Source organism: Kribbella antiqua, assembly GCF_004345665.1.
GTDB lineage: Bacteria > Actinomycetota > Actinomycetes > Propionibacteriales > Kribbellaceae > Kribbella > Kribbella antiqua.
This window is the reverse complement of sequence record NZ_SLWR01000013.1, coordinates 27,128-46,624: the sequence shown is the minus strand read 5'-3', so window position 1 is coordinate 46,624 and position 19,497 is coordinate 27,128. Positions and strand designations below refer to the sequence as shown.

At 67.3% G+C, this 19,497-nt stretch carries 18 protein-coding genes and 1 pseudogene; 10 read left to right on the top strand and 9 right to left on the bottom strand.

Translation table 11 applies throughout. The annotated features are described in order from the left end of the window. Positions 1–27 precede the first annotated feature (27 nt). Positions 28–1,023, bottom strand: coding sequence for an aldo/keto reductase (locus tag EV646_RS31960; protein WP_132155285.1), 996 nt, complete (start codon positions 1,021–1,023; stop codon positions 28–30). A 238-nt stretch (positions 1,024–1,261) separates the two neighbouring features. On the opposite strand from EV646_RS31960, the gene EV646_RS40395 reads away from it, so the two are divergent. After that, the gene (locus EV646_RS40395) at positions 1,262–1,765 is read left to right on the top strand and encodes an MFS transporter (RefSeq protein ID WP_241996461.1); all 504 of its coding nucleotides are present in this window, start codon (positions 1,262–1,264) and stop codon (positions 1,763–1,765) included. Continuing rightward, positions 1,762–3,135: an MFS transporter gene (locus EV646_RS31955; RefSeq protein ID WP_241996460.1), complete on the top strand. Its 1,374-nt coding sequence runs from the start codon at positions 1,762–1,764 to the stop codon at positions 3,133–3,135. The genes EV646_RS40395 and EV646_RS31955 overlap by 4 nt, the downstream gene beginning before the upstream one ends. A 67-nt stretch (positions 3,136–3,202) precedes the next feature. Here EV646_RS31955 and EV646_RS39050 read toward each other — a convergent pair whose 3' ends face one another. After that, the gene (locus EV646_RS39050) at positions 3,203–3,367 is read right to left on the bottom strand and encodes a hypothetical protein (RefSeq protein WP_158291067.1); all 165 of its coding nucleotides are present in this window, start codon (positions 3,365–3,367) and stop codon (positions 3,203–3,205) included. A gap of 497 nt (positions 3,368–3,864) precedes the next feature. Between EV646_RS39050 and EV646_RS31950 the strand changes: the two are divergent. Further along, positions 3,865–4,502: pseudogene (locus EV646_RS31950) on the top strand (SOS response-associated peptidase); the annotation flags it as partial. 49 nt (positions 4,503–4,551) lie between these two features. Here the strand turns inward: EV646_RS31950 and EV646_RS39585 are convergent. Further along, on the bottom strand, positions 4,552–4,740 hold the full coding sequence (locus EV646_RS39585) for a hypothetical protein (protein WP_199237336.1): 189 nt from the start codon (positions 4,738–4,740) through the stop codon (positions 4,552–4,554). A gap of 116 nt (positions 4,741–4,856) precedes the next feature. After that, positions 4,857–5,204: an SOS response-associated peptidase family protein gene (locus tag EV646_RS31945; RefSeq protein ID WP_277875150.1), complete on the bottom strand. Its 348-nt coding sequence runs from the start codon at positions 5,202–5,204 to the stop codon at positions 4,857–4,859. A 350-nt stretch (positions 5,205–5,554) separates the two neighbouring features. Between EV646_RS31945 and EV646_RS31940 the strand changes: the two genes are divergently transcribed. Both EV646_RS31940 and EV646_RS31935 read left to right on the top strand, forming a co-directional pair. Then, positions 5,555–6,529 carry a universal stress protein gene (locus tag EV646_RS31940; RefSeq protein WP_132155281.1) on the top strand — a complete coding sequence of 325 codons (975 nt, stop codon included), beginning with the start codon at positions 5,555–5,557 and terminating at the stop codon, positions 6,527–6,529. A 108-nt stretch (positions 6,530–6,637) separates the two neighbouring features. Continuing rightward, on the top strand, positions 6,638–7,585 hold the full coding sequence (locus tag EV646_RS31935; RefSeq protein WP_132155279.1) for an NAD-dependent epimerase/dehydratase family protein: 948 nt from the start codon (positions 6,638–6,640) through the stop codon (positions 7,583–7,585). Positions 7,586–7,632: 47 nt separating this feature from the next. Here the strand turns inward: EV646_RS31935 and EV646_RS41075 are convergent, their stop codons facing one another. From EV646_RS41075 to EV646_RS31910, 5 genes are all read right to left on the bottom strand, one after another. Continuing rightward, positions 7,633–8,181: a WYL domain-containing protein gene (locus tag EV646_RS41075; protein WP_132155277.1), complete on the bottom strand. Its 549-nt coding sequence runs from the start codon at positions 8,179–8,181 to the stop codon at positions 7,633–7,635. A gap of 509 nt (positions 8,182–8,690) precedes the next feature. Beyond that, entirely contained in the window at positions 8,691–9,074 is a 384-nt protein-coding gene (locus tag EV646_RS31925; protein ID WP_338419302.1) for a VOC family protein, read from the bottom strand. Between the two features lie 108 nt (positions 9,075–9,182). Further along, on the bottom strand, positions 9,183–10,271 hold the full coding sequence (tal, locus tag EV646_RS31920) for a transaldolase (RefSeq protein WP_132155275.1): 1,089 nt from the start codon (positions 10,269–10,271) through the stop codon (positions 9,183–9,185). Between the two features lie 53 nt (positions 10,272–10,324). Continuing rightward, complete coding sequence (locus EV646_RS31915; RefSeq protein WP_132155273.1) at positions 10,325–11,068, bottom strand: MFS transporter; 744 nt, start codon at positions 11,066–11,068, stop codon at positions 10,325–10,327. A gap of 191 nt (positions 11,069–11,259) precedes the next feature. Then, the gene (locus EV646_RS31910) at positions 11,260–12,501 is read right to left on the bottom strand and encodes a PucR family transcriptional regulator (RefSeq protein ID WP_132155271.1); all 1,242 of its coding nucleotides are present in this window, start codon (positions 12,499–12,501) and stop codon (positions 11,260–11,262) included. Between the two features lie 177 nt (positions 12,502–12,678). Here EV646_RS31910 and EV646_RS31905 point away from each other — a divergent pair, with 177 nt between their 5' ends. From EV646_RS31905 to EV646_RS31885, 5 genes are all read left to right on the top strand, one after another. Beyond that, positions 12,679–13,671: a universal stress protein gene (locus EV646_RS31905; protein ID WP_132155269.1), complete on the top strand. Its 993-nt coding sequence runs from the start codon at positions 12,679–12,681 to the stop codon at positions 13,669–13,671. Then, complete coding sequence (gene aceE, locus EV646_RS31900) at positions 13,668–16,406, top strand: pyruvate dehydrogenase (acetyl-transferring), homodimeric type (protein ID WP_132155267.1); 2,739 nt, start codon at positions 13,668–13,670, stop codon at positions 16,404–16,406. Before EV646_RS31905 ends, aceE begins: the two co-directional genes overlap by 4 nt. A gap of 205 nt (positions 16,407–16,611) precedes the next feature. After that, a complete protein-coding gene (locus tag EV646_RS31895; protein ID WP_132155265.1) occupies positions 16,612–17,043 on the top strand; it encodes a DoxX family membrane protein in 432 nt (143 codons plus the stop codon). 224 nt (positions 17,044–17,267) lie between these two features. Then, positions 17,268–18,293 carry a slipin family protein gene (locus EV646_RS31890; RefSeq protein WP_132155263.1) on the top strand — a complete coding sequence of 342 codons (1,026 nt, stop codon included), beginning with the start codon at positions 17,268–17,270 and terminating at the stop codon, positions 18,291–18,293. A gap of 79 nt (positions 18,294–18,372) precedes the next feature. Continuing rightward, on the top strand, positions 18,373–19,452 hold the full coding sequence (locus EV646_RS31885; RefSeq protein ID WP_132155261.1) for an ABC transporter ATP-binding protein: 1,080 nt from the start codon (positions 18,373–18,375) through the stop codon (positions 19,450–19,452). The last annotated feature ends 45 nt before the right edge of the window (positions 19,453–19,497 follow it).

The following is a 19,497-nucleotide window of genomic DNA, read 5'->3' as shown; positions in this document are numbered from 1 at the left end:
GGTGTGGATTCGGCGTTGGGGGCCGGGTTACAGGTTGGTTCGGGCTTCGAGGAAGTCCGGGTAGCGGCCACCCTCGATATCGATCGCGGCAGATGCCCGGGTGAGTTCGGCGACATCGCCGTCGTCGAGGGTGATGTCCGCGGCGGCGATGTTTTCGTCCAGGCGGTGCAGTTTGGTGGTTCCTGGGATCGGCACGATCCAGGGCTTGCGGGCGAGTAGCCAGGCCAGGGCCAGTTGTGCGGCTGTGACACCCTTGCTGGCGGCAACTGTTCTCACGAGCTCGGCCATGGCGGTGTTCTGCTGCAGAGCCTCCGGGCTGAAGCGGGGGATCTGGGCGCGCAGATCGTTGCCGCCCTCGAATCGGGTCGTCGAGTCGATGGTCCCGGTGAGGAAGCCTTTGCCGAGCGGGCTGTAGGGAACGAACCCGATGCCGAGTTCTTCGCAGGTGTCGAGGACTTCGTTCTCTGGGCGGCGCCACCACAGCGAGTATTCGCTCTGGATCGCGGTCACGGGCTGGACGGCGTGGGCGCGGCGGATGGTGCTTGCCGCGGCTTCGGACAGCCCGTAGCGCTTGACCTTGCCGTCGGCAATGAGTTCTTTGACTGCTCCGGCGTACTCTTCGATCGGTACGTCGGGATTGATGCGGTGCTGGTAGTACAGGTCGATCGTTTCGACGCCGAGCCGCCGCAGGGACCCGTCGACGGCGTGGGGTAGCTGGTCCGGGGTGAGCATCCGGCCGCGCGGGTGCCGATCGACCGGATCGATGTCCTGGGCGAACTTGGTCGCGATGACAACCTGATCCCGCACCGGTGCCAGCGCATCACCGACGAGTTCCTCGTTGGCGTGCGGCCCGTAGCTTTCGGCGGTGTCGAAGAAGGTGACGCCGCGATCGACGGCTGCCTGCAGCAGCGTGATCATCTGGTTCCGGTCGGGACTGCCGCTGTATCCGCCGGTCATGGTCATGCAGCCGAGCCCGATCGCCGAGACGTCGAGGCTGCTTGTGCCCAGCGTTCGTTGCTTCATGGACGCGCCTTCTTTCTCGAATGGTTTCGTGCCCGCGCTGGTCGTGCTGTCGGTATGCGCTCAGCGGCGCAGCAGCGTCTTGACAGCGCCGGCGTGTCCGCGCTCGATCTCGACGTTATGGGGCGCTGTGCGGCTGAAACAGGACCTGTCAGACCACGTCTCAGCCGGTCCTTCCACCAGCGCGGAGACCCCGTCATCGTCGGTGGTCGATCGAACAAGGCCGCAATCAGGAGATCGGATGCCCACGTCACAGCCCGGCGCTCTCCGCCGCCCGATCGGCGTCTTCTTCCCCAAGATCGTCGATCTCACCGACGACGTCCAGTTCGGCGGCATCCTCGGAACCAACCTCGCCGGGCGCTTCGCCGACAGCCGACCACTGACCACCTTCATCACCGCGACCGCCGCCAGCCTCGCGATCATGACGCTTCTGGCCCTCCTGCCCACCCACACGGCGGCGAGCTTCGCCCTGATCTTCCTGCTCGGCGCAGCAGGAATGGGCATCCCGCCGGCCGGAACCGGGCTTGCCGTCCGCGCCGCGCCGATCGCTCCCGCACTCGCGACCGCGATCGCTGTCTCCACCTTCAACGGCGGCACCACGATCGGCACCTGGATCGGCACCACCGCACTCGCATCACCCCTGAACGTCCGCGGCCCACTAGTAGTCGGCATAGCCATGGCCACGCTTGGCCTGCTCACACTCATCGCCATGGCGGCCCGCCCAGCGACCGGGCCCACCGAGTGAGCGCCCGTCAGAGCGCGGACAGCGCCGTCGTCCCCGATGCCCCGCACGCCCGGATCGTCATCACGATCGCGTCGCTGGGATTCTTCCTGATCACGCTGGACATCTCCATCGTCAACGTCGCACTTGCCCGGATCAGGGCCGAGCTCGGCGGCGGAACGACCGGCCAGCAATGGGTGATCGACGGCTACACCCTGCTGTTCGCCGCGCTCCTGCTGTTCGCCGGCAACCTGTCCGACCGCATCGGCGCCAAAAAGGCCCTCGGCCTGGGCATCTGCGCATTCGGGCTCGCATCGGCCGGCTGCGCCGCGGCGCCTGGCATCGGCTCCCTCATCGCCGCGCGCTGCGTCCAGGGCGCCGCCGCCGCAATCATGCTGCCGGCGTCGATGGCCCTGGTCCGCGAAGCCTTCCCCGACCCCCGCCGCCGCGCCAAAGCGCTCGGCGTGTGGGCCGTCGGCGGCGCCGTTGCCGCACTCGTCGGCCAACCCCTCGGCGGCCTGCTCACCACCTTCAACTGGCGCTGGGTATTCACCATCAACCTGCCCGTATGCGCCGGAATGCTCACCTTCCTCATCGCCGTGGCAGCCTCACCCACCCGGCCATCGCGCTTCGACTGGGCCGGCCAGATCCTCGCCGTCGTCGCGCTATCGGCGCTCGTCTACGGCCTGATCGACGGCGGCCACGTCGGCTTCACCCACCCCACAGTGATCATCGCGCTCGCCATCGCCGCGGCCACACTGGCGGCGTTCGTGCACGTCCAGGCACGCAGCCACCACCCGATGCTGCCCCTGGAACTGTTCCACGCCCACGGCTTCCGGCTCGCCCTCCCCGTCGGGTTCGCCTTCATGATCGGCAACTACGGCAACGTATTCGTCGTCAGCCTGTTCCTGCAACAACACCTCGGACTCACCCCGCTTCACGCCGGCCTCGTGTTCCTGCCCTCGGCGTTCTTCGCGATCGCCGGTAACCTCGCCAGCGGCCCCGTCACCAACCGGTTCGGGGCCCGCGTTCCTGTCGTCGCAGGACTGCTGTCCATGGTCGTTGGCCTCCTGGCCCTACTGCTCACCGCGCCACTGGGATCGGCAGTAGTCACCGCGCTGTGCGTCATCCCGATCGGTGCCGGCGGCTCCCTGGCCATGCCTTCGGTCACCGGCGTCGTCCTCGAAGGTGTCCCCGCCGAACAAGCCGGAACCGCCAGCGCGGTCTTCAACACCTTCCGACAGATCGGCGGCGCCGTGGCCATCGCCGTCTTCGGCGCCCTCATCGCCAACCCCGACAACTACCTCACCGGACTACGCATCAGCCTTGCCACCGCCGCGACCCTGCTCCTCCTAGCAGCCATCAACAGCGCCCGCATCCGACCGAGAACCTGACGACGCAAGCTGTCTCACACGCAGCAGTCGTCTGGTCTCGGGCCATCACCAACACAGCTTGACTTGTTCAGTGAAGGTAGCCGTCCCACTTCACCTCGTAGCGAGAGCCGCCCGGCAATGCGTGCGGGCCGGGGATCTGGTCGACCGAGCGGGCCAGCGCAAGCTCGACCGGTCCGGCCAGATCGGGCGGAATCCGTACCGGCGGGTCAGTGCGCCGGGGTGCCGCGGCCATCACCACTCCCGCGCCGGGGGCGGCGGAACGGCGGCCACACGATGATCAGCACTCGCTTCACGATGAGCGACTGATCGCGCTGCGGGCAGTACCGGTGGTGCTCCGGGACGTTCGCCCCTTCGCATTTCCCGCACCGCCACTGTCCGGCCACGGCACCAGCATGCGCCTGACAGTCAGCTCATGTCGCCGTACGGCGACCGGTTCGGCGGCGACAGCGCGATGCCCTCAGCCTGGGCTTTGGACCGGACTGCGTCCTCGGTCCGGCCGAGGCGCACGCACATGACACCGACGGTGGTGTTCCCTGCAGCCAGGTCGCGCAGTTGCTGAACGTCGTCCTCGGTCCATTCCTCGCCGCTGTGACGGCTTCACGTCGCCTCAGACATGGGTCATTCCTGCCGTCGAACGTAGTTGCCTTCAGCACCGGTACCCACCGCCAACCCAAGTTGCACTGCGTGATCGCACACCTGCAGCCGGCTTGTCGTGGCAGGCTTGGAGTCATGTGTGGTCGTTACGCATCAACCTCCAGCCGGGCGAACCTGCTCGAACAGTTCCAGGCCGACGACGACAACGCAGCCGAGCTGAAAGGGCCGGACTACAACGTCGCGCCGACCAAGATCGCGCCCGTGGTGATCGCCCGAGCCCCATCAGATGGTCCGAAGGACGCCGACCCGGTGCGACAGTTGCGGCTGTTCAAGTGGGAGCTGGTGCCGTTCTGGGCCAAAGATGCCAAGATCGGGAACCGGATGGCCAACGCCCGCTCCGAAACGGTGCACGAGAAGCAGGCGTTCCGGGCGGCCTTCAAATCGCGCCGCTGCCTGATCCCGGTCGACGCGTTCTACGAATGGTTCGAGACCGACCAGATCAGCGAGAAGACCAAGAAGCCGTTGAAGCAGCCCTTCGCGTTCCGCCCGGTCGACGGCTCCGCACTCGCGCTGGCCGCGTGTACGAAGTGTGGAAAGACAAGTCACTTCCCGCCGACGCCCCCGCGGCACTGCTGTGGTCGTACACGATCATCACGACGACCGCGACCGACGAAATCGGCCGCATCCACGACCGGATGCCCATGGCAGTCAGCGCCGACAACTGGACACAGTGGCTGGACCCGAACGTGAACGACGCCGACGAGCTGCGTCCGCTCATGACTCCGCCGACCGGCCTCGAAATTTATGCCGTGTCGACGGCCGTCAACGACGTGCGGGGGGAAGCGGCATCTCCGGGAGAAGGAGCTTGCTTGTGTCCTGGCCGGGCCGAGGGTTGCGGCTGCCGGGCAGGATTTGCTGGCCCCGCTCTTGCGAATCGCCCACGGGCAGCGTCCGCTGCCCATGCTTGAGGTTGTCGTCGCCGCTGTCGACCATCTTGATCCCGCTGGTCACTCCGGTCTCCTTCGTCAAGCTGCCTGGGACGGATGCCGGGGGGCGCCGCGCACACGCGTTCCTGACGGTAGCCCCTCCCCCCACAGTTTCGCGGAGGTCGCTTCCGTCGCGGTGCTTCAGTTGCTGGCGGGCAGGGGCTGCAGCAGCTCGGGGCCGTTGTTCTTCACGTTGTTGACGGCTGTGGATACGGCGTACATGTCGAGGGTGTCGTCGACCGGCGGAGCCATGAGGCCGCGGAGCTGGTCGACGTCGTGATTGCGTGGGTCGAGCCACTCGTCCCAGTGGTCGGGGGTGATCGCCATGGGCATGCGGTCGTGGATCCGGCCGACGCTGTCGGTCGCAGTCGTGGTGATGATCGTGTAGGTCGGCACGACCCGCTTCGGATCGTCCTCGGGCAGCGACTTGTCGTACCAGACCTCGTACAGCCCGGCCAGCGACAGTGTCGAGCCGTCGGCCGGCCGGATTCTCTGCAGTAGTCAAGGCCGATGGCGTGGCGCTGCTGCCGCTGGGCCACGGACGAAGCCAGAAACCTTCCTGTGCAGCAAGCAGACCGTCACGGTGGCGACTTACTGAACCGGCTCGCCGCTCAAGGAATCGAGCCCTGCGTCACCGCCACGACTGCGGCCTTCAAATCGGCGAGTCCCACAGGGCAGTCGCCTTGGATAACGGGTTGGGCGTTTCTCAGCAGAGCATCGTTGCCGGAGGTCGGCCATGAGGCCGGCCACAGCTTCGCCGGTCGCGGCAGTACCTGTCAGCCCGCGCGAGTGACACGGTCGGGACCGCAGGGCATCGACAGGCGAAGCGGAGCCGCGGCATGACCAAGGCAGTCACTATGAGAAGGCGCGGCCTCCGACCGGTTCTGGTCGGGGTCGACGGTTCTGTGTGCGGTCAAGGAGCGCTCTCGTGGGCTGCCGCGGAGGCGTCGTACAGGCACTGCACACTGCACATTGTTCACGTCATCAGCTGCCCGACCACGGGCAATCCACTTGACATGACAGTGATCGGATCCATGAGCAGCGAGCTGCACGCCGCGGCCGAGTGGATCCTCGGCGACGCGGAGAACCACGCGCGGCGCGCGGCTCCCGGCATCGGAGTCACCGCTGAACTGTTCGTCGCCGGTACCGCGTCGACGTTGCTGAGTCAGGCACAAGACGCCGAACTTGTGGTCGTGGGCAGCCGGGGTGTCGGCGGTTTCCGCGGTCTGCTCGTTGGGTCGGTGAGCGCCACCTTGGCCGCGCACGCCCCGGGCCCGGTGATCGTCGTCCGCCCGCACCGAGAGGGCACGGCTTTCCTTACCTCGCCGCGCGGCCAGATCGTGGTGGGCGTTGACGGATCGGAGGTCTCGACCGCAGCTGTCCGGTTCGCGTTTCAGGAAGCCGCACGCCGCCATGTCGGAGTCATCGCCGTACACGCCGCGATGGCGCGGCGACGGCATCCCTCCTACGGCACGCCCCCAGCCATCGCCGAACAGGTCGAACAGCAACTATTCGACGAATCGCTGGATCACCTGCGTGTACGCGGAATCCATCTGCAGACCAAGCTCGTTCACAGCCACCCCGCACAGGCACTGATCAATGAATCGGCCGACGCAGAACTGGTTGTGGTCGGCTCGCACGGAAGCGGCGGCATCGCCGGAATGCTGCTCGGCTCGGTGAGCCAGGCAGTGCTGCAGCATGCCCGCTGCCCGGTCGCAGTCGTTCACCCCAGGCGGGCTGCACCTACCGAGCCATCGCCTGCGAACCGCCCCCAACATCCGGCTCGCGGCACAGAACTGAAGGAGTTGGCATGACGTCCGCGTCGCAAGGCTTGCCGCCAAGTCTTGAGCTGCACCAGCGACGGTCCAGCGCTCTGGGCGTCGTGCGGGGGCGCCATTTGGAACAGGTCTCCAGGAGGAATCATGCGTGTGTTCGTAGCCGGTGCCACCGGCGTCATCGGTAGTCGGTTGGTGCCACTGCTGCTCTCAGCCGGGCATGACGTCATCGGGCTCGCGCGGTCGCCCAGCGCCGGGGTCGCCCTGGAGAAGCTGGGCGTCGACGTGGTACACGCCGACCCGCTGGATCACGCAGCGATGCGCCGCGCCGTACGGGTCGCCGCGCCGGACGCCGTCGTCCATCTGCTCACCAGGATCCCGGCCAGGATCGATCCGAAGCGGATGGCCCGGGACTTCGCCCAGACCAACCGGTTGCGGACCCAAGGCACCCTCAATCTGGTGGACGCAGCACATCAGGCCGGGGCCAAGCGTGTGATCACCCAGGGCCTGGCCTACGCCTACGAGCCCAAGAGACCCGGCCTGGCCACAGAGGACGAGCCGTTCTGGCACCACCCGCCGAAGCAGTTCGGTCCGGTGCTCGCTGCCCTCCTGGAGCTGGAACAGCTCACCGAGGAGGCGGGCGGACTGATTCTGCGCCTGGGTCATCTGTACGGCCCCGGCACGATCTATGCGCCGGCTGGAGCATTCGTCCGTCTAGTGCGGGCCGGCAAGGTGCCGATCATCGGGCGCGGCACCGGAACCTTCTCCTTCACGCACACAGATGACGCCGCCGCCGCCATCGCTGCCGCGCTGGACAGGACCGTGAGCGGCGCGCTCAATGTGGTCGACGACGAGCCTGCGCAGGTCCGCGAGTGGCTGCCTGTCCTGGCCCGGCTCCTGAATGCACCGCAGCCGTTCCGTGTGCCAGAGGCACTGGCCAGATTAGCGATCGGCAGTTGGGGTGTCGCGTTCATGACCAGACTCCGCGGCGCCGACAACACCAACGCCAGACTCGCCCTCGACTGGCGCCCGAAGTACCCGTCGTGGCGCCAGGGGTTCGCGGTTGAGCTGGCTCATGGCAAGTCAGCCTCGTAGATGAGTGTGGCTGCTCGGGGTCGCAGGGGGCGATGATCTCGTGCAGCTCAACCGGTTCCTCGAAGTCGAAGCCGAGCATCGCGACCCAGACCGCCAGGTGCTCGACGGACGGCAAGCCTAGGAGCAATCGGCAGGCGTTGTCGTTGAGCGGCTCCACCACACCCGCGGTCGGCGGGACCATCTCCTGCACCTCCGCCGCCGGAGCGTGGAGGACGAAGCGGACTTGCGACAGACCGAGGGTCGAATGCTGGTCGAGATGAGCCGCGATGTCCTGGTTGCACGGTTCGCGCGGGATTGACCGGGGACCCGTCGGTACCCGCGCGGGACATCCGGTCGGCCCGGAAGGTGCGCCAGTCGCGATCGATGTCCCAGGCAACGAGATACCAGCGACGCGCGGTGTCGACGAGCCGGTACCGCTCGGACGTGCGGGCGGACAACGTACCGGGCCTGGCCCGGCAGTCGAAAAGCAGCCCGTTGACCCGGCAGACCACAGCGACCGTTGTCAGAATGATCCACCGGCCGCCGTGCGCGGGCCCGACGCGCCCCCACGACAGCGTCGTCGTCGGCCAGCAGCAGCGGCGGAGCTGCGCAGCCATCCCAACTGGTAGCCGCGGGCCGCACCCGCATCACGTTTCCACGACGCCGGAGCGTGGGCACCGCAGGTGCGCTCGACGCTCGGTCACGGTCTTCACCACCGAGGTCGGAGATCGGCGATTCGCTGAGATGGACGACACGATCGTGCACTGGAGCGAGTTCGGCCGTGGCCGTCACTTCGCGGCATTGGAGGTGCCCGGTGCCCGCCCTGCTGCTCGGTGATCTCCGCGACTTCATTCGCTCACTGAAGTAGTTCACCGATTCAGGAGCACCGAGGCAGGGCCACTGCCGGGGCGCCACGCCGGGTCGGCACAACCTGTGGGTAGTCCGCCCCACGGCGGTTGTGCCGACCCGGCCGTCTCACGGGATGCGGTCGGTTACCACGGCCGCCCGGCCCGGCTTCTGGAGGCCAGCCACGGCTTCCCGTGGTGGTCGGCGGTGGCAGCCTGGGTTGGTGGCTTGTCCGCGCTGCGGTGTTGGTTGCTTCGGGCGCCGTGGACGGGTCTCTTTGCTACCACAGGTAGATCCGTTGCATGACCTGATGGCGCGGCGCTTCCTGCGGGCCGGGGTGGGCGATGAGGATCGGAGCGTTGTCGGGGCCACGGCCCTCGATGATGATGAACCCGTCGAAGGTCGACCGGGTCACCTGGCCTGACTGTCGCCTCAGTACCTGTTCGCATCGGTCGAGTTCGCTCTGGCTCGGCGCGGTCCAGATGAGGTATTGCACTCCGACGTGGCCGATACTGCGCCGCGCTCGCGGCCCTCGCGCTCGCAGATACAGTTGGAAGCCGTCAGGGCAGGTGAGGAGTGCGGCATCCAGGTCTTGAACGGCTACGGTCCATCCCAGCAGTTCTGCATAGAAGGCAACCGCCCTGTCCAGCTCCGTCACGAACATCACCGCGGAAGCGAGGCTCAAACTCGGCGAGCCTGCTTCAGCTACGCCGGGTGCTGCTGCGTCGTCGTGAGGCATCCTTGGACTCTTTCGCGCGGGTGTTGCCGGAGGTCAGGGGGACGCGGTCAGGTCCGCGAGTACGTCGCGATAGGCCTTCTCGAAGCCGGCGATGCCGTTGTCCTCGAGGGTGCGTCCCACGGCGGTCATGTCGATTCCGACTGCCGCCAGTCCCAGCATCACGTCGGCTGCCTCCGGCAGGCCGCTGTCCACGGTGCGAGTGAGAGTGCCGTGATCCTCGACGGCGGCGATGGTTGCTTCGGGCAAGGTCGTGACTGTTTCGGGTCCGATGAGTTCCTCGACGTAGCGGGTGTCGCGGTCCTTGGGGTTCTTGGTGGACGTCGAGGCCCACAGTGGGCGCTGGACATCTGCGCCCAGGCCGGCGAGCCGGTGCCAGCGCTTGGTAGAGAACTGTTGAGTGAACAACCGATAGGCCAGCTTGGCCTGCGCGACCGCGGCCCGACCGCGCAAGGCGAGCGCCTCGTCAGTGCCGAGCGCCTCGAGTCGCTGGTCGACTTCGGTGTCGACTCGGCTGACGAAGAACGAGGCGACGCTGCTGATACTCGAGGGATCGCCGCCGTTCGCGGTGAACTTCTCCAGCCCGGACAGGTAGGCCTCGATGATCTCGGCGTACCGGGACAGGGAGAACAACAGTGTGACGTTGATGCTGGCGCCCTCGGCGGTCAGCGTTTCGACGGCGGTGACACCCTCGGCGGTTGCGGGAATCTTCACGAGCAGATTGGGTTGGGCGATGCGACGGCGCAGCCACCGCGCGGCGGCGATCGTGGCGGGCGCGTCGTGGGCCAGCTCGGGAGACACCTCCACCGACACGAACCCGTCGATGCAGTCTCCGCCGTCGAAGACTGGGCGCAGTACGGCTAGCGCCTCGATGGCGTCGGAGATGACCAGCTCCCAGTAGGCCTCGTCCACCGACTTGCCGGCCGCCATCAGCGCCGAGAACTGTTCGTCATAGTCGTGGGAGCCGGTGATACTCCGGGCGAAGATCGTCGGGTTCGCGGTGACACCGCGGATCCCGTCGGCGACCATGCGCGCCAGGGTGCCGTCGCGCAGGGAGGCGCGCGTGAGGTTGTCCAGCCAAGGGCTCTGCCCGTAGTAGCCGTAGAGATGTTCCAGTCTGGTCATCGTGTTCCCGGTTTCCCTGGCATCCGCCAGGGGCGGCTGTCGAGTTGTGTCGTTCACTTGTCCGTGTCGTGGAGCAGCTTGTCCCAGTCAATGGGTGCGCGACCTGCCGCGCTGTCTCCCAGGACGAATCTGCTGGGGTCGCCGGCTGCTCTCGGGCCTGACGCCAGCCACGCGGCCATGCCGTGGGCGGTGCGGCGCTCGATCTCGTCGAGATACGCTCGGCGCTCGTCGACGATCCGCAACCGTTGCGTCGGCGAGCTGGCCCTCTGCAGAGCCGAGAAGCTGGCCCGCCAGGCCACGCAGAGGGCTTCGTCGCTCAGGACACCCGGCGCGATGTGGGGCTTGGAGGCCCGGTCTGGTTCGGCCCCCACGACGGGGGCCGTCGCGGACCTTGACGAGCGGTCGGCACGATCCGGCTGAGGTGCCGGGCTGTCCAGGTGGCCGTGATCGGTGAGCCAGCGAACGCAGTAGCGGATCGCGTGAGGCGATCCGCCGACGACGATGGCTAGCAGCAGCACCGCCGTCGCAGCGCCCAATAGTGTGCCCAGGCCGACGAAGGAGACCGTGCCACCCGCGGTGAGGGCTGTGCTCCTGGCCACGATCCGTCGTCGATCCCGCGGAGGCCGGGTCGAACCGGTGGGGTCCGCCAGCACGACCATGGCCACGAAAGCGCCCGCGAGGGCCGCGAGGATCAGCATGAGAATGACGGTCGAAAGTGACCAGGTGAAGGCCATGACCGCACCCAGTGTTCCCAGCACACCGCTGAAGAGCACCCAAACGACCCGATAGGCCTTCATGGCATGTTCTCCTGCACCGCGGCGTCGGGTCGGGGGACGACTGATTGATCCACGACAACCTCCTCTTCTGCAGCTCCGACTATGCCGCTGCAGGTCCGCGACAGGTACGGCGCCGATCGGCGAACTGCGGCCGTCCTGATCGCCGATGCCCGGCAACGAGGGCTCTTCAGCACGAAGTGGCGTCGGGGCTGCTAGGAGTGGGTGTCCGCGCCGCGAGGCAGGTCACGTGAGGGCCATTCGAGAAGTCGTGCGCCCAGAACGGCGATGTGCAGAGTGAACCGCTGGTCAGGATCACCTGGGTCATGGCCGGTGAGTTCTTTGACCTTGGTCAGCCGGTAGGTGACGGTGCGGACCGAGACGTTCAGGCGGCGGGCCGCGTCGGTGGCGACCTCGCCGACCGCGAAGTACGCCTCGAGGGTCGCCAGCAACGGCTCAGCGCCCCCGCGGGCCTGGGTCAACGGGGTGAGCACGGCCTGGATGAGATCGACGATGGCGGCCTGGTCGCGGACCAGGACCCGGTACACGAGCATGTCTCGTGCATCGACGACCGCGGTGTCGAGTCGCAACCGGTCGGCCAGCGTCAGCGCTTCCCGCGCCTCTTCGTAGGAGCGCGCGATTCCGTACGCGCCCGGGTAGGGCCGGCCCGTCGAGACGCGCCATTCGCGGCCGGACCTGTGTCGGAGCAGCGCGTCATGGATCAGGGTCCCCACGTCGTGGGTGATGGTGCGCGGGGCTGTGCTGGGGGCGGTCGTCGGGATGAGCACCACGAGCAGTCCCTCTTTGGTGGCGACGAGCACTTCGCGGTCCCCGAATCGGTCGAGAATGAAGAGCTCCAGCATGTTCGCGCTGGTGTCGCCCTCGGGGAGTCCGTCGGCGGGGCGGGCCAGGACCACCTGGTGTGGCCGGCCGAGATCGAGCCCGAACGGTTCGGCACGCTCGACGATCCGGGAGACATCGGGGTCGCCGCGGAGCAGGTCATCGACCAGTTCGCGGCGCAGGGACTCCTCCTGCCTGACCAGCTGCTGCGTGGCTACCTGATAACTGTCGACGAGGACCGCGATCGCTTCACCGACCGCACGTAGTACCGCCTGAGCCGAGGCACGGACGGTGTCACGGTTGCGATACGGCACGACGTCCGGGAGATCCCGCCACATCCGCCAGGCAGCGGACAGGTAGAGGTCGACGACCCGTCCGGCAGGGATGCCCTGTTCCGCGGCACGACGCCCGAGTTCACGTACGATCGCCAATTCGTGTTCACGGGGCCGTCTCCCGGAGATGGCGGCGTCCGCGAGCAGGGTGAGGTACTCGACCAGCAACTCCAGCGGAGCCTGGGAGTCTCCAGCGGCCGCTTGCGCGATCGCCGTCAGCCACGCTTCATCGGCACTGTTCTCGGCGCCGGAACCCGGCCACCGCAGCCCGCCGGCCTCGCTCATGCCACTCCCCTCACACTGGATCCACGCAGGTGATGGGCCATGTCCCAGTAGAGCATCGTTGCCGGACGTCGGCCATAAGCCCCGTCACAGATTCGCCGATCGCCGCAATACCTGTCTTTTCGCAGGAGCGGCACAGTCGAAGCCGTAGGGCATCCAGAGCTGAGGCGGAGCGGCGACATGACGAAGGCAACTGCTGGGAACAATCGGGGTCGTCGAGCAGTTGTGGTCGGGGTTGACGGCTCGGTGTCCGCGCAGGGCGCGCTGGCCTGGGCCGCCGCGGAGGCGTCGTCGAGGCATTGTCCGCTGCGGATCGTTCACGCCTTCAGTTGGCCGATGCTCGGCAACCCCCTGGACATGACCTTCGTGGGGGACATGAACAACGGCCTACAGTCGGCGGCCGAGTGGATCCTCACCGAGGCGGAGGCGCATGCGCGCGAAGTGGCCCCCGACATCAAGGTCATCGCTAACCTGTTCGTCGGTCCCGCTGCGCCGACGTTACTGAGCGAGGCGCAGGCTGCCGACCTGGTCGTCGTGGGTAGCCGGGGCGTCGGTGGCTTCCGCGGACTGCTGGTGGGGTCGGTGAGCGCCACCGTGGCCGCACATGCCCCGTGCCCGGTGGTCGTCGTCCACCCCCACGGAGACGGTACGGCGTTCCCCTCCTCGCCGACCGGTCGGATCGTGGTCGGCGTGGACGGGTCGGAGATCTCGGCCGCGGCGATCCGGTTCGCCTTCCAGCAGGCGGCACGCCGTCACATCGGCATCACCGCCGTGCATGCCGCGACGCCGACCCGACAGCACCCGTCCCTCCGCGTTCCCGCCGACATCGTCGACCAGATCGACCGGCAACTGTTCGCCGAAGCGATGGAGAGCAAGCGCGTGCTGTTCCCGGCCATCGACGTACAAACAAGGCTTGCGCACGCTCACCCGGCGCAGGCACTGATCGATGCATCGGCGGGCGCAGAACTGGTCGTGGTCGGGTCGCACGGGCGCGGCGGCTTCGCCGGCATGTTGCTGGGCTCGGTCAGCCAGGCGGTGCTGCAGCACGCTGCCTGCCCCGTCGCCGTGGTCCGTCCACACCGGACCCCGTCGATCAAACGCTCATCTGCGGGCCGGCTCCGTCTGGCGATCACGTCACCGGACGAACTCGCGGACCTGAAGGAGCTGTCATGACACCGACGCCGCAAGGCCTGCCCGAAAGCCTTGGGCTGCACAGTCAACTGCTCGACCTGGATCCCTCAGAGACCCAGGAGTGGCTGGAATCGATCGACCAGGTGGTCGACCATGCTGGGCAGAACAGGGCGCGGTACCTGCTGCTCAGCATCCTGCAGCGGGCGCGCGACCGCCGCGTCGGCGTTGCGAACCTGCGCAGCACCGACTATCTCAACACCATCGCTCCGGATACTGAACCGGCTTTCCCCGGCGACGAGCACATCGAGCGGCGGCTCCGGGCCTACAACCGCTGGAACGCCGCGGTCATGGTGCACCGGGCGCAGCGGCCCGGCATCGGCGTCGGCGGGCACATCTCCACCTACGCCTCCGCCGCGGCGCTGTTCGAGGTCGGCTTCAACCACTTCTTTCACGGCCACGACGCGCCCGGCGGCGGTGATCAGATCTACTTCCAGGGCCATGCCTCCCCCGGCATCTACGCACGCGCGTTTCTGGAAGGACGACTCACCAGCGGCCAACTGGATGGGTTCCGGCAGGAACTCTCCCACGCCGGCGGCGGATTGCCGTCGTACCCGCACCCTCGGCTGATGCCGGACTTCTGGGAGTTCCCCACGGTCTCGATGGGACTGGGCCCGATCAACGCGATCTACCAGGCCCGCTTCAACCGCTACCTGCACAACCGGGGCCTCAAAGACACCAGTCAGCAGCGGGTCTGGGCCTTCCTCGGTGACGGCGAGATGGACGAACCCGAGTCCCTCGGCGCGATCGGCGTCGCCGCCCGCGAGGAGCTCGACAACCTCACCTTCGTCGTCAACTGCAACCTGCAGCGCCTCGACGGCCCGGTCCGCGGCAACGGCAAGATCATCCAGGAACTGGAGTCCTACTTCCGCGGCGCCGGCTGGAACGTCATCAAGGTCATCTGGGGCCGCGAATGGGACCCCCTGCTGGCCGCCGACACCGACGGCGCGCTCCTCAACCTGATGAACACCACACCCGATGGCGACTTCCAGACCTACAAGGCCGAGTCCGGCGCGTTCGTCCGCGAACACTTCTTCGGCCGCGACCCCCGCACCGCCGCCATGGTCGAGCACCTTTCCGACGCCGAGATCTGGAACCTCAAACGCGGCGGCCACGACTATCGCAAGCTGTACGCCGCATACCGCACCGCGACCGAACACACCGACCAGCCGACGGTCATCCTGGCCCAGACCATCAAGGGATGGACCCTGGGCTCCCACTTCGAGGGCCGCAACTCGACCCACCAGATGAAGAAGCTGACCCTCGAGGACCTCAAGGGCTTCCGCGACCGGCTCTTCCTGGAGATCCCCGACTCGGCGCTGGACGCGGTGAAGCCGCCGTATTACCGGCCGCCGGAGCACTCACCGGAGCTGGAGTACCTGCATGAGCGGCGCCGCGCCTTGGGCGGCTACCTGCCGGCGCGCAGCGCCCGCAGCACGCCCCTTGCACTGCCCGGCGCGGCGGCATACCAGATCGCGCGGCGCGGCTCAGGTCGGCAAGAGATCGCGACCACGATGGCGTTCGTCCGGCTACTCAAGGACCTGATGAAGGACCCGCAGATCGGTCACCGATTCGTGCCGATCATCCCCGACGAGGCCCGCACCTTCGGGCTGGACTCTCTGTTCCCGTCCAAGAAGATCTACTCCCCCCACGGACAGCACTACCTGTCCGTGGATCGAGAACAGATGCTGAGCTATCAGGAAGATATCCGAGGTGTGCTGCTCCACGAGGGCATCACCGAGGCCGGCTCTGCCGCGTCCTGGACAGCGGCTGGCACTTCGTACGCCACCCACAGTGAGCCGATGATCCCGCTGTACATCTTCTACTCGATGTTCGGATTCCAGCGCACCGGCGACCAGCTCTGGGCGGCCGCGGATCAGATGACCAAGGGGTTCCTGCTCGGAGCCACCGCCGGCCGCACCACCTTGAACGGCGAAGGGCTGCAACACCAGGACGGACATTCGTTGCTGCTGGCATCGACCAACCCCGCCTGTGTTGCCTACGACGCCGCCTACTCGTTCGAGCTCGGCCACATCACCGCCGACGCCTTGCGGCGAATGTACGGCGAGCCGGGACCCGGCGAAGACCAGAACGTCTTCTACTACCTCACCCTCTACAACGAGCCGATCACCCAGCCGGCCGAGCCCGCCGACGTCGACATCGACGGGATCCTCGCCGGAATGCACCGCTACTCCCCTGCCCCCGACGGCGACGGTCCAAAGGCGCAGATCCTTGCCTCCGGCATCGCGATGCCCTGGGCACTGGAAGCACAACGTCTCCTGCAAACCGACTGGGCGGTTCAGGCCGACGTGTGGTCGGTGACGTCCTGGACACAGTTGCGCCGCGACGCACTCGCCGCCGAAGAGTGGAACCTGTCGCACGCCGACGAGCCACCCCGAATCCCCTACGTCACCAGGCGGTTGAACGATGCTCCCGGTCCGGTAGTCGCCGTGTCGGACTGGATGCGCGCCGTACCCGACCAGATCGCGCCCTTCGTGCATGGTCCCTGGGCCTCGCTGGGCACAGACGGGTTCGGCCACTCCGACACCCGCGCCGCCCTGCGTCGCCACTTCGGTATCGACGCGCAATCCATTGTCGTGCGGGTGCTGCAGCAGCTGGCCAAACTGGGCGACGTCGACGATTCGGCACCCCGGCAGGCAATGACGATCTACGGCCTGGCCGGCGAAGCCGAAACCCAACGCCGCGACAGGCGGCGATGACACCCCAACGACACTCGCGCGCGCCGTCGCCGCACCCTGACACACGCCGCCGGGAAAGCGTTGGCCCGGCCAACGTTCCGATGGATCCGGGTGTTGCCGATCACCGGCAACCAGACGGGCTCCAAGTCAGCCGACCAAGTGCGGTGCCAGTCCGTGGCCGTCAGACAAGCATGGAAGTACATCGACGCTCTAGAAGGAGCAGATTATGAGCACTGAGGGGCGCACCGCCCGCACACCAAGCCGGGAGACACTGTCCGACCCGGCCTACCAGGCCTTCCTGGTCCTGCGAACCGTCTTCACGGTGGCCCCGATCGTGTTCGGCCTGGACAAGTTCGCCAACCTGCTCACCGACTGGCCCGGCTACCTGGCCCCCTGGATCAACGACATCGTCCCCGGCTCCGGCCAAGACGCCATGTACGTCATCGGCGTCATCGAGATCGTCGCCGGCATCGCGGTCGCCCTGATCCCCCGCTACGGCGCACTGCTCGTCGCGGCCTGGCTCGCAGGCATCATCGTCAACCTGCTCACCCTCTCCGGCTTCTACGACGTCGCCCTACGCGACTTCGGCCTCCTCGTCGCCGCCCTCGCCCTGGCCCGCCTCGCCACCAAATACGCCCCGGCACGGCACAGCTCCTGACGGATCAACGAACAGTTCATGACCCTTCGCATTGAAGGAGCCGTCCACCGACCAGCTGGCCGCCTGTCCGCGCCGGACAACCGGCCGACGAGCTAGCCCCGCTGACCTGGCCGTCCGGTGGCATGACCCCTGGTTCCGGGAAGCGGGGCAACAAAGTCTCGACAGCCCGCCCGTCGGCCGTCGCGTGGCCATCGACGAGGCGGCGGGCGACTTACGGAGAAGAAATGATCATCGTTTACCTACTACTCACAGCGGTTGTCGTCGGCCTGATCGGTGCGGCGGCGTGCGTCCGCGTGGTCAAGCAGTTCGAGCGCGGCGTCGTGTTCCGGTTCGGCCGGGTGCGCCCCGCGGTCCGGCAGCCCGGTCTGGCCTTGCTGGTGCCGATCGCCGACCGGCTGCAGAAGGTCAACATGCAGATCATCACGATGCCGGTCCCCGCACAGGACGGCATCACCCGCGACAACGTGACCGTTCGCGTCGACGCGGTCGTCTACTTCAACGTGATCGACCCGGTCCGCGCGGCCGTCGACGTCGAGGACTACATCTCGGCCATCGGCCAGGTCGCGCAGACCTCGCTGCGCTCGATCATCGGCAAGAGCGACTTGGACGACCTGCTGTCCAACCGGGAACGCCTCAACCAGGGCATGGAGCTGATGATCGACAGCCCAGCGCTCGACTGGGGTGTCCACATCGAACGGGTCGAGATCAAGGACGTCGCCCTGCCGGAGACGATGAAACGGTCGATGTCGCGCCAAGCCGAGGCCGAACGGGAACGCCGAGCCCGCATCATCACCGCGGACGGCGAACTCCAGGCCTCGGAGAAGCTGGGCCAGGCCGCCGAGGTGATGACCGAACACCCAGCCGCCCTCCAATTGCGCCTGCTCCAGACCGTCGTCGAGGTCGCCGCCGAAAAGAACTCCACCCTGGTGCTGCCCTTCCCCGTCGAGCTGCTCCGGTTTCTAGAACGATCGACACCGCCCGAGCCCGCCAAGGCAACCGGTACCCATCAAGTGGCGGCGACCACAGCACCGGCCCTTAAAAATGGCTCGCCGGCGACTGATATTCCACCGATCCGCGAGATCGAACAGTCCCAGCGAACCAGTGGGTCGATCTCACTCGACTCGTTGACGGCATCCCCAGCGGCGGCGGCCGAAGCACCGGCCCTGCCTGTCCCCGAAACGGCCGGGTTGGCACAACCTCAGTGGGGCGGACTCCCCGCCGGTTGTGCCGACCCGGCATGGCAACCGTGACGACGCGAGATCGGCGCACAGTTGATGGTCGGCCGGATCGTCCGGCACGTACCTGCCGGTGAAGGAAAGGAAGCGCGACATGGCAACCGTCTCGTTCAAGGGAGCCAGCCGGGTCTACCCAGGCTCCGACATCCCGGCCGTCGACGGGCTGGACCTTGACATCGCCGACGGCGAGTTCATGGTGCTCGTCGGCCCGTCGGGGTGTGGGAAATCCACCTCACTGCGGATGCTCGCCGGGCTCGAAGAGGTCAACGAGGGCAAGATCTACATCGGGGACCGCGATGTCACCAACAGCCCGCCGAAGGAGCGCGACATCGCGATGGTGTTCCAGAACTACGCCCTCTACCCACATATGACGGTCGCCGACAACATGGGCTTCGCCCTCAAGATGAGGAGCATGCCCAAGGACGAGCGGGTCAAGCGCGTCACCGAGGCAGCCAAGCTGCTCGGCATCGAGGAGTACCTCGACCGCAAGCCGAAGGCTCTGTCCGGTGGCCAGCGCCAGCGCGTCGCCATGGGCCGCGCGATCGTACGCGACCCACAGGTCTTCCTGATGGACGAGCCGCTGTCCAACCTCGACGCCAAGCTCCGCGTCCAGACCCGCACCCAGATCGCCGAACTCCAGCACCGCCTGGACGTCACCACCGTCTACGTCACCCACGACCAGATCGAGGCCATGACGATGGGCGACCGCGTCGCCGTCCTGAAGGACGGCCGGCTGCAGCAGGTCGACACACCGCTGGGCCTCTATGACCGGCCAAAGAACGTGTTCGTCGCGGGCTTCATGGGCTCACCGGCGATGAACCTGATCGAGGCCGAGATCACCGACGACGGCGCGAAGATCGGCGACTACGTCGTACCGATCGAGCGCAACCTGCTGGCGAAGGCCGGCCACGACAAGACACTGATGCTGGGTATCCGGCCGGAGGCGTTCCATCTCGCGGATGACGGGCTGGCGGTGAAGGTCGGGGTGATCGAGGAGCTCGGCTCGGATGCGTTCCTGTACGGCACCGCGGAGCACTCCAGCCTGAACCAGCAGATCATCGCGCGGATCGGCACCCGGATGCACAGCGAGACGGGCGCCATCGTGTACCTCGCCCCGCAGCCCGACGAGCTGCACCTCTTCTCGACCTCTACCGGGCTGCGCCTCACCGCCTGACCGCTTTGTACTCCGCCGGCGGACCCGGGTCCGACATGGATTGTA

What these genes read in the sequence shown, in the direction of transcription:
- EV646_RS31915 (WP_132155273.1), bottom strand. Translation starts at nt 11,068, where the DNA reads ATGAAGGCCTATCGGGTCGTTTGGGTGCTCTTCAGCGGTGTGCTGGGA.
- EV646_RS41075 (WP_132155277.1), bottom strand. Translation starts at nt 8,181, where the DNA reads ATGGCTGCGCAGCTCCGCCGCTGCTGCTGGCCGACGACGACGCTGTCG.
- EV646_RS31895 (WP_132155265.1), top strand. Translation starts at nt 16,612, where the DNA reads ATGAGCACTGAGGGGCGCACCGCCCGCACACCAAGCCGGGAGACACTG.
- EV646_RS31905 (WP_132155269.1), top strand. Translation starts at nt 12,679, where the DNA reads ATGACGAAGGCAACTGCTGGGAACAATCGGGGTCGTCGAGCAGTTGTG.
- EV646_RS31910 (WP_132155271.1), bottom strand. Translation starts at nt 12,501, where the DNA reads ATGAGCGAGGCCGGCGGGCTGCGGTGGCCGGGTTCCGGCGCCGAGAAC.
- EV646_RS31885 (WP_132155261.1), top strand. Translation starts at nt 18,373, where the DNA reads ATGGCAACCGTCTCGTTCAAGGGAGCCAGCCGGGTCTACCCAGGCTCC.
- EV646_RS39050 (WP_158291067.1), bottom strand. Translation starts at nt 3,367, where the DNA reads ATGGCCGCGGCACCCCGGCGCACTGACCCGCCGGTACGGATTCCGCCC.
- tal (WP_132155275.1), bottom strand. Translation starts at nt 10,271, where the DNA reads ATGACCAGACTGGAACATCTCTACGGCTACTACGGGCAGAGCCCTTGG.
- EV646_RS40395 (WP_241996461.1), top strand. Translation starts at nt 1,262, where the DNA reads ATGCCCACGTCACAGCCCGGCGCTCTCCGCCGCCCGATCGGCGTCTTC.
- EV646_RS31940 (WP_132155281.1), top strand. Translation starts at nt 5,555, where the DNA reads ATGACCAAGGCAGTCACTATGAGAAGGCGCGGCCTCCGACCGGTTCTG.
- aceE (WP_132155267.1), top strand. Translation starts at nt 13,668, where the DNA reads ATGACACCGACGCCGCAAGGCCTGCCCGAAAGCCTTGGGCTGCACAGT.
- EV646_RS31890 (WP_132155263.1), top strand. Translation starts at nt 17,268, where the DNA reads ATGATCATCGTTTACCTACTACTCACAGCGGTTGTCGTCGGCCTGATC.
- EV646_RS31935 (WP_132155279.1), top strand. Translation starts at nt 6,638, where the DNA reads ATGCGTGTGTTCGTAGCCGGTGCCACCGGCGTCATCGGTAGTCGGTTG.
- EV646_RS31960 (WP_132155285.1), bottom strand. Translation starts at nt 1,023, where the DNA reads ATGAAGCAACGAACGCTGGGCACAAGCAGCCTCGACGTCTCGGCGATC.
- EV646_RS31925 (WP_338419302.1), bottom strand. Translation starts at nt 9,074, where the DNA reads ATGTTCGTGACGGAGCTGGACAGGGCGGTTGCCTTCTATGCAGAACTG.